We start from the raw sequence: 9,052 nt of genomic DNA, 5'->3' as shown, positions 1-9,052 counted from the left end.
GCGGCGCCGCGGTGGGTGAGCCGTGCGCCGGCCGGCTGTCCGGGCGGCGCCGCGGTGGGGCGGTACGGATCACACCGTGGTCGGTACTCCCGGGGTGAGCCAGGTCAGTGCGCCGGCCGGGAACGCCGCCTCCACCTCGGTGCGGCCCTCCCGGAAGTGGGACCAGCCCTCGTAGTGGACCGGCACCACCCGGCGCGGGCGGATCGACTCGATCAGGCCGGCCGCGTCCCGGCCGGTCATCGTGTATCTGATCGGGCCGGTCAAGCCGAACTGGACCTTGCCCAGGTGCAGGATCACGGTGTCGACGGTGAAGCGGGACGCCACCTGGCGGACGCCGTCGAAGAGCACCGTGTCGCCGGAGATCCAGAGGACCTCAGGGCGGCCGGCGGGGCGTACGGCGAAACCGATGGCCTCGCCGACGATCGGGCGGCTCAACGGCGGGCCGTGCCGGGCCGGGGTGGCGATGACGGTGAGATCGGCGACACCGGCCTCCTGCCATGGGGCGAGACCGCGCACCCCGGGCACCGTGCCGCCCAGCCGCCGGGCCCCGCTGACCGTGGTGAGGACGAGCGGCACCGACGGCAGCAGCGCTCGGCCGGCGATGTCCAGGTTGTCGCCGTGGTGGTCGTGGGTGAGCAGAACGGCGTCGATCCGGCCGAGTGACTCGTACGGCACGGCCGGCCCGGCGGTCTTCACCGACGACGTGCCGAGGCCGAACGAGTAACGCCGGCCGGGTGCGTCGAACGTCGGGTCGGTGAGCAGGCGCACCCCGCCGATCTCGATCAGGGTGGTGGGCCCGCCGATGTGGGTGATCCGGGCGGTCACCGGGCGTGCCGCAGGGCCCATTCCAGCACCTCGTCGGCGATCTGCTCCCATCCTTTCTGGGCGGGCAGCAGGTGGGCGTATCCCTCGTACTCGCGGATCTCGGTCACGGTGTCGGACTTGTAGTGCTTGTGGTTGGAGCGTTGCACCTCGGGCGGCATGATGTGGTCCTCGGAGCCGGAGACGAACAGCAGCGGGGCCCGGTCGTCGTTGTGGTAGTCGACCCAGGTGTCCTGATGGCCGGGCTGGAAGTTGGCGAGCACACTGCCCCACAGGATGCCGCCGTTGGCCGGGATGGCGTACCGCTCGTACAGCGCGGCGGATTCTTCGGCGGTGAACGTGTTGGTGAAGGCGTACGTCCACTGTTCCAGGGTCAGCGGCACCGCCTTGTGCCGGTTGGCCGGGCTCTTCAGCACCGGGAAGGTGGATTTGACCTGGGAGAGCGGGACCACCCGGACGCCTTCGGTGGGTGCCGAGTTCATCGCCACGCCGGCCGCGCCGAACCCGTGGTCGAGCAGGATCTGGGTGAACGCCCCACCGGCCGAGTGACCGATGATGATCGGCGGCTCGGGCAGTGCGCGGATCTGCTCCTCGATGTGTTCGATGATCTGCGGGACGGTGACGTTCACGATCGGGGTGGGGTCGGCGTTGAGTGATTCCACCTCGACCTCGAAGCCGGGGTAGGCGGGTGCGATCACCCGGTGGCCCTTGGCCTCGTAGTGCGCGATCCAATGCTCCCAGCTGCGTGGGGTGACCCAGAAGCCGTGCACCAGAACGATCGGTTTCATGCTTGATACCCCCTGAGGAAGGCCAGCAGATCCTGGCCGAGCTGTTCCCGGTGTGTGTCGGTGATGCCGTGCGGCGCGCCCCGGTAGACGGTGAGCACCGCGTCCTTGATCCGGGCAGCGGACGCCTGCCCGCCCACGGCGAACGGGACGACCTGGTCGTCGTCGCCGTGGATGACGAGGGTGGGTACGTCGACCGCGTCGAGGTCGGGCCGGAAGTCGGTGGCCGAGAAGGCGGCGACACACTCGTACGCGTTGTGGTGCCCGGCTTGCAGGCCCCGCAGCCAGAACGCGTCCCGGATCCCGGCGGAGACGTCGGCGCCGGCCCGGTTGCCACCGAAGAACGGCCCGTCGGCGAGGTCCCGGTAGAGCTGGGAGCGGTCGGCCAGCGACCCGGCCCGGAGGGCGTCGAACACCTCGCCGGGCAGCCCGCCCGGGTTGTCCGGGGTGCGCAGCATCAGCGGCGGGACCGCGGAGACCAGGACCAGCTGGGCGATCCGCGCCGTGCCGTGCCGTCCGATGTACCGGGCCACCTCGCCGCCGCCGGTGGAGAACCCGACCAGGGTGACCTCGCGCAGGTCGAGGGTGTCCAGGAGGGTGGCCAGGTCGTCGGCGTAGGTGTCCATCTCGTTGCCGTGCCACGTCTGGGTGGAGCGGCCGTGCCCGCGCCGGTCATGGGCGATCGCCCGGTAGCCGTGCGACGCCAGGAAGAGCTGCTGTGCCTCCCAGCTGTCCGCGTTCAGGGGCCAGCCGTGGCTGAGGACGACCGGGCGGCCGGCACCCCAGTCCTTGTAGAAGATCTCCGCCCCGTCGGCGGCGGTGAGGTGACCCATGGATCGATCCTCATGGGTTCGCGTCCACCGCCGAATCCCGTGAAACGCGTAGTCAGTCCTGCAAGGTCACCCGCAGCTGTCTACGGGTGGTGACGCCGAGCTTCCGGAACACCTTGCGCAGGTGGTAGTCGACGGTGCTGGGGCTGAGGAACAGGTGAGCGGCGATCTCCGCGTTGGTGGCCCCGGTGCGGGCCAGCCGGGCCACCGAGGCCTCCTGCGGGGTGAGCGCGCTCTCGTCGGTCTCGGGCAGCGGGGCGCGGGCGATCTCGCCGAGCGCGGCCAGTTCGGCGGCGGCCCGCCGGGCGAACGCGGTGGCGCCGACCCGTTCGAACATCTCGCACGCCGCGGCCAGATGGTCGCGGGCGTCCCGGCGGCGCCGGCGGCGGCGCAGCCACTCGCCGTAGAGCAGCCGGGCGCGGGCCAGATCGCCGTACGCCGGGGTGCCGTCCAGCCGCCGGATCGCCGACCGGTAGTGCTCCTCGGCCCGGTCCGGCCCGGCGAGCAGGGCCCGGCAGCGGTCCAGCAGCCCCAGTGACCGGGCGGTGGCGCTGGGCCGGGCGGACAGTTCCAGATCGGCCAGGGCGGCTTTCGCGGTCTGCCGGTCACCGGCGCGCAGCGCGGCCTCGACGAGTTCCGGCAGTGCCCAGGCATACCGGCGGGGGCGGCCCAGGTCGACGATGGTGAGCAGGGTCTGCCGGGCCGTGGACCACCGGCTCTCGGCGATGTCCAGGATGGCCAGGTGCAGCCGGGTGACCGCGTGCATGCCGCCGAGGTGCAGCATCGCGAAGACGTCGAGGGCCTGCCCGGCCGACTCGCGGATGCCGTCCGGCGCCCGCCAGGTGAGCAGTTCGGGATGCCGCCAGACCAGCTCCTGCTCGGCGGTGGCGCCGATGGCCCGGCGCAGCCGCAGCCCGGCCGCGTCGTGCCGGTCGGCCTCGTCGAGCCGGCCCAGCACCGCGTGGGTCATCGCGGCGATGAAGTGGATCAGGTCGAGCCGGTGCAGCGCCCCGGTCCGGCGGGCGGCCTCCTCGGCGCGGGACAGCACACCCAGTTTCGTCTCCTCGTCCCAGACGATGGTGCAGAGGTTGACGCCGATGGCGAACCGGGACAGCAGCACCTCGTCGGGCAGCCCGGGGTCGGCGATCGCGGCGATGGCCGGGCGGATCGCCGGCACACAGGCCGGATAGCCGTCCACCACGAACGCGGTGTACGCGGCGAGCACCAGCCCGTCGAGGTGGTCGTCGCCGGCCAGCGGCGCGGCCGCGGCGGCGACCTCGGACTCGCTGGTGCCGCCCAGATGTTCGGCCGACAGCACGTGCTCGATGCCCTGGATCAGCGCCCGGCGGGCCCGCGCCCGGTCCGGGCCGAACGCCTCGGCGGCGGCCAGGCACAGCGCGACGGCGTCCCGCTGACCGGTCGGCACCCCGGCGTTGATGATGGCGAACGCCCTGGTCAGCAGGGCGTCGCCGCGGGCCGGGCCGGTGAGTGCGGGCCCGTCCACCTGGTCCAGCAGCAGCAGCGCGCGGGCCGGGGCACCGGCCGCCATCGCCGCGCCGGCCGCCCGGACCTGACGGGCCGCCCGCGCGGTGGGCTCCGGGGTCAGTTCGGCGGCCCGGGTGAGGAACCCGGCCCGCGCGGTGTGGCCGCCCCGGGCGCCGGCCCGGTCGGCGCCGCGTTCCAGTTCGGCGGCGACCGTCTCGTCCGGACCGACCGCCGCCGCGCCCAGGTGCCAGGCCCGCCGGTCGGCGTCGGACGGTCCGGTGATCGCCGCGGCGAGGGCCGCGTGCACCGCCCGGCGCTGGGCCGGGACCGCGTCGCCGTAGATCGCCGAGCGGACCAGCGGATGCCGGAACTCCATCGGTGGCAGGCCGGTGACCAGGCGGTCCGACTCGGCCGGCCCGGCCTGTTCCGGCCCGGTGCCGAGTCGCCGGGCGGCGTCCAGCAGCTGGTCGGGGCGGCCACCGGCGCCGGCTGCGGCGAGCACCAGCCAGGTCCGGGTGGCCGGCGGATAGGCGCGCACCCGGGTGGCGTAGTGCTCCTCCAGGCGGCTGCCGACCGGCACCGGGCCGGGCAGTGGGGAGGCGCCGCTGAGCTGGTCGGCGGTGAGTTCCCGGCCCAGGTCGGTGAGGGCCAGCGGGTTGCCGCCGGTGGACTCGGCCACCTGCTCGGCCAGCCCTCGGTCCAGGTCGCCGGTGACCACGTCGGACAGCAGAGCCAGTGCCGCGTCCCGGCCCAGGCCGGTGATCTCCAGCACGTCCACGCCGGCGAACAGGCCCGGATCGTCCGGGACGACCCGCTGACCGAAGAGCAGGACCACCCCCTCGGCGTGCAGGCGGCGGGCGACGAAGGCCAGCGCGCGGGCCGACTCCGGGTCGAGCCAGTGCACGTCGTCGACCACGCAGAGCCGGGGCGCCCCGGCGATCAGGGTCAGGGTGGCGAGGCTGACCAGGAAGAGGTCGGCCGGTGGTCCGTCGGCGAGGCCGCAGGCCACCTCCAGGGCGGTGCGCTGGGCGGCCGGCAGGCGGGTCCGTTCCGGCAGCAGGGGGAGCAGAAGACGATGCAGGCCGCCGTACGGGAACCCGGCCTCGGACTCGACCCCGCTGATGCTCAGGGTGGACGGGGCGCGGCTCATCGCGTACGCCAGAAGTGCGGTCTTGCCGACACCCGCCTCGCCGCGCAGCACCCATGCCGCGCTGCGCCCGCCTCGCGCCTCCCGCAGGAGTCCGTCGAGCCGGGCGCATTCGTCGTCGCGTCCGAAGAGCCGCACGGGCGGCAGCCTATCGGTGAGTGAGGGGCGGATTACAGCCCGGAGAGGCGCTGTCCGGCGCGGACGACGGCCATCGCGTGCCGTTCGCCGGGCCGGCGGCCGAGACGCTCGATCGGCCCGCTTATCGAGATGGAGGCGATCACCCGGCCGGTGCGGTCCCGGATCGGCGCGGAGACGCTGGCCACACCGGGCTCGCGCTCGGCGACGCTCTGCGCCCAGCCGCGGCGGCGGACCTCGGCCAGCGTGCGCCCGGTGAACTTGCAGCGCGGCAGGAGCGGCATCACGGCCTCCGGGGGCTCCCACGCGAGCAGGATCTGGGCGGCCGAGCCGGCCACCATCGGCAGCACCGAGCCGACCGGGACGGTGTCGCGCAGACCACTGGCCCGCTCGGCGGCGGCCACACAGATCCGTTCATCGGCGCGACGCAGATAAAGCTGCGCACTCTCCCCCGTCGCGTCCCGCAGTGCGGACAGCAGGGGCTCCGCTGCGGTCAGCAGAACGTCCGGCGCGGCGTTGGCCAGCTCGCCCAATCGAGGTCCGGGACGCCATCTTCCTTGAGTGTCGCGCACCAGCATCCGATGGATCTCCAAGGCCTGGGCCAGGCGATGTGCAGTCGCCCGCGGCAGCTTGGTGCGGTCGACCAACTCGGCAAGGCTGGCGCCGTCGACACATGCGGCGAGGATGACAACCGCCTTGTCGAGAACGCCTACACCGCTCATACTGTGTCCCACAAGCCGAAACATACATTCCAGAATTTAGGATGTCCAGATGGTGGGAGTCACTCCCCAGAGCGGGAAACCCAGGACCCTGGCCGAGAAGGTCTGGGATGACCACGTGGTGCGCACGGCCGAGGGTGAGCCCGACCTGCTCTACATCGACCTGCACCTGCTGCACGAGGTCACCAGCCCGCAGGCCTTCGACGGGCTGCGGATGGCCGGGCGGCCGGTGCGCCGCACCGACCTCACGCTCGCGACCGAGGACCACAACACCCCGACCGGGTATGCGGACCCCGCGTTCAACACCAAGCGCGGCGAGCTGTTCACGATCGCCGACACCACCTCGCGGACCCAGATCGAGACCCTGCGCAAGAACTGCGCCGAGTTCGGTGTCGAGATCCGCCCGCTGGGTGACGTCAACCAGGGCATCGTGCACGTGATCGGCCCGCAGCTGGGCCTCACCCAGCCGGGCATGACGATCGTCTGTGGCGACTCGCACACCGCCACCCACGGCGCCTTCGGCGCGCTGGCCTTCGGCATCGGCACCAGTGAGGTCGAGCACGTGCTCGCCACCCAGACGCTGCCGCAGTCCAAGCCGAAGACGATGGCCGTCACGGTCGTCGGCGAGCTGGGCCCGGGCGTCTCCGCGAAGGACCTGATCCTCGCCCTGATCACGCAGACCGGCACCGGCGGCGGCAACGGCCACATCGTGGAGTACCGCGGCGAGGCCATCCGCAAGCTCTCCATGGAGGGCCGGATGACCATCTGCAACATGTCGATCGAGTGGGGCGCCAAGGCCGGCATGATCGCGCCGGACGAGACCACCTTCGCGTACCTCAAGGACCGGAAGCACGCCGCGCGGGGCGCCGACTGGGACGCCGCCGTCGAGTATTGGAAGACGCTGCCCACCGACGAGGGCGCCGAGTACGACACCGAGATCATCCTGGACGCGGCGTCGATCAGCCCGTTCATCACCTGGGGCACCAACCCCGGCCAGGGCGCCGCACTCAACAGCGTGGTCCCGAGCCCGGAGGACTTCCTGGACGAGGTCGAGCGCGGCGCCGCCCAGCGCGCGCTGGACTACATGGCCCTCACCCCCGGCACCCCGTTCCGCGAGGTCCCGGTGGACGTGGTCTTCGTCGGCTCGTGCACCAACGGCCGGCTGGAGGACCTGCGCGCCGCCGCCGACATCATCCGGGGCCGCAAGGTCGCCGACGGGGTCCGGATGATGATCGTGCCCGGCTCCTACCTGGTCCGCGAGCAGGCCGAGGCCGAGGGCCTGGACAAGGTGTTCACCGAGGCGGGCGCCGAGTGGCGGTTCGCCGGCTGTTCGATGTGCCTGGGCATGAACCCGGACACCCTCAGCCCCGGCCAGCGCGCCGCGTCCACCTCCAACCGCAACTTCGAGGGCCGGCAGGGCAAGGGCGGGCGCACCCACCTGGTCTCGCCGCAGGTCGCCGCCGCCACCGCCGTGGTCGGCAAGCTGGCCGCCCCCGCCGACCTCTGAGCCAGGGAACAGGAACAGTCATGGACAAGTTCGTCAGCCACAGCGGCAAGGTCATGCCGCTGCGCCGTTCCGACGTGGACACCGACCAGATCATCCCGGCGGTCTACCTGAAGCGGGTCACCCGGACCGGCTTCGAGGACGGCCTCTTCAGCGCCTGGCGCGAGGACCCGGACTTCGTGGCGAACCGGCCGGCCCACGCCGGCGCCAGCATCCTGGTCGCCGGGCCCAACTTCGGCACCGGCTCGTCCCGCCAGCACGCCGTCTGGGCGCTGCGCGACTTCGGTTTCAAAGCCGTCATCGCCTCCCGTTTCGGCGACATCTTCCGCGGCAACTCCCTCAAGGAGGGCCTGCTGCCGGTCCAGCTCGACCAGAAGATCGTGGAGAGCCTCTGGGACCTGGCCGAGAGCGAGCCGGACAAGGAGATCACCGTCGACCTGGAGGGCCGGGTGGTCCGCGTCGACGACGCCGCCTACGGCTTCCCGATCGACGACTTCAGCCGGTGGCGTCTGATGGAAGGCCTCGACGACATCGGACTGACGCTCCGGCATGAGGAGACCATTACCGCGTACGAGAAGAAGCGCCCCGCTTTCAAGCCGGTCGTAACCCTTTAGTCCACGCATGAATAAGCCCCTGCCGGGTCACCCGGCAGGGGCTTATTCGTTGGGACACAACGGTTTTTTGCCCTCAATGTTTCTGTAACCACATCACAGGGCATACCGTGCGCGCAGAATGGCCTTCGACGGGCCAGTTCTCACGTCCGGGAGGAAACCGTGAACAAGGCCGAGCTCATCGAGGCGCTCGCCGGCAGGCTGGGTGACAAGAAGACGGCGACCCTGGCGCTCGACGCGTTCATCAGTGAGGTGCAGAACGCCGTCGCCAAGGGTGACAAGGTCGCTCTCACCGGATTCGGTTCCTGGGAGAAGCGGGTGCGAAATCCGCGCACCGCACGGAATCCGCGAACCGGCGAACCGGTCAAGGTGAAGAAGACGTCGGTCGCGGTCTTCCGCGTCGGCAGCGCATTCCGGGATCTCGTCGCGAGCGGAAAGCCGGCCAAGGCCGCCACCGCCGCGAAGAAGACCACCGCCAAGGCCGCACCGGCCAAGGCGGCCACCACGACCGCCGCGAAGAAGACCGCGGCGACGAAGACGGCCACCACGGCGGCGGCGAAGAAGACGGCGGCCACCAAGACCGCCGCCACCAAGAATGCCGCCACCAAGGCGACCGCCACCAAGGCCGCCGCGACGAAGGCCACGGCGACCAAGGCGACCGCCACCAAGACGGCGGCGGCCAAGTCGGCGCCGGCCAAGACCACCGCGGCCAAGACGGCGACCACGGCGGCGGCCAAGAAGACCGCCACCAAGACCGCCGCCACCAAGACCGCCGCCACCAAGGCGGCCACCACGAAGACGGCCGCGAAGTCGGCGACCGACAAGAAGGCCGCGACCACCGCCAAGGCGACCCCGGCCAAGAAGACCGCCCGCAAGACCGCGACCCCGGAGGCGGTGCCGGCCCGCGCCCGGTCGCCGCGGAAGGCCCGCTGACCGGGATCCAGCGGAAGGCTGGCTGACCGGGATCCAGCGAAGGCTCGCTGACCCGGGGATCCACATCACACGTGAGGGGCG

General features: G+C 72.1%; 8 protein-coding genes. 3 read left to right on the top strand and 5 right to left on the bottom strand.

What is annotated here, in order from left to right; all coding sequences use genetic code 11:
* Window positions 1-69: 69 nt before the first annotated feature.
* The 5 genes from ACQ0O7_RS21940 to ACQ0O7_RS21920 are packed head-to-tail and all read right to left on the bottom strand — an operon-like array spanning window position 70 to window position 5,926.
* Window positions 70-846: an MBL fold metallo-hydrolase gene (locus ACQ0O7_RS21940; protein ID WP_430783999.1), complete on the bottom strand. Its 777-nt coding sequence runs from the start codon at window positions 844-846 to the stop codon at window positions 70-72.
* Window positions 822-1,610 (bottom strand): alpha/beta hydrolase, encoded by a 789-nt coding sequence (locus tag ACQ0O7_RS21935; protein WP_430783998.1) that lies wholly within the window; start codon window positions 1,608-1,610, stop codon window positions 822-824. Before ACQ0O7_RS21935 ends, ACQ0O7_RS21940 begins: the two co-directional genes overlap by 25 nt.
* Window positions 1,607-2,440, bottom strand: coding sequence for an alpha/beta fold hydrolase (locus tag ACQ0O7_RS21930; RefSeq protein WP_430783997.1), 834 nt, complete (start codon window positions 2,438-2,440; stop codon window positions 1,607-1,609). The genes ACQ0O7_RS21935 and ACQ0O7_RS21930 overlap by 4 nt, the downstream gene beginning before the upstream one ends.
* 52 nt (window positions 2,441-2,492) lie before the next feature.
* Window positions 2,493-5,207, bottom strand: a complete 2,715-nt coding sequence (locus tag ACQ0O7_RS21925) for an AAA family ATPase (protein ID WP_430783996.1) — start codon at window positions 5,205-5,207, stop codon at window positions 2,493-2,495.
* A 32-nt stretch (window positions 5,208-5,239) separates the two neighbouring features.
* Complete coding sequence (locus ACQ0O7_RS21920; RefSeq protein WP_023561932.1) at window positions 5,240-5,926, bottom strand: IclR family transcriptional regulator; 687 nt, start codon at window positions 5,924-5,926, stop codon at window positions 5,240-5,242.
* Between the two features lie 49 nt (window positions 5,927-5,975).
* Here ACQ0O7_RS21920 and leuC point away from each other — a divergent pair, with 49 nt between their 5' ends.
* The 3 genes from leuC (at window position 5,976) to ACQ0O7_RS21905 (ending at window position 8,971) form a co-directional block, all read left to right on the top strand.
* Window positions 5,976-7,430, top strand: coding sequence for a 3-isopropylmalate dehydratase large subunit (gene leuC, locus ACQ0O7_RS21915; RefSeq protein WP_430783995.1), 1,455 nt, complete (start codon window positions 5,976-5,978; stop codon window positions 7,428-7,430).
* A gap of 20 nt (window positions 7,431-7,450) precedes the next feature.
* Window positions 7,451-8,041 carry a 3-isopropylmalate dehydratase small subunit gene (gene leuD, locus ACQ0O7_RS21910; protein WP_430783994.1) on the top strand — a complete coding sequence of 197 codons (591 nt, stop codon included), beginning with the start codon at window positions 7,451-7,453 and terminating at the stop codon, window positions 8,039-8,041.
* A 159-nt stretch (window positions 8,042-8,200) separates the two neighbouring features.
* Window positions 8,201-8,971, top strand: a complete 771-nt coding sequence (locus ACQ0O7_RS21905) for an HU family DNA-binding protein (RefSeq protein ID WP_430783993.1) — start codon at window positions 8,201-8,203, stop codon at window positions 8,969-8,971.
* The last annotated feature ends 81 nt before the right edge of the window (window positions 8,972-9,052 follow it).

The sequence above is a fragment of the Actinoplanes sp. G11-F43 genome, assembly GCF_050589265.1.
Lineage (GTDB): Bacteria > Actinomycetota > Actinomycetes > Mycobacteriales > Micromonosporaceae > Actinoplanes.
Note: the sequence above shows the minus strand (reverse complement) of the source record. Positions and strands in the feature narration are given on the sequence as shown.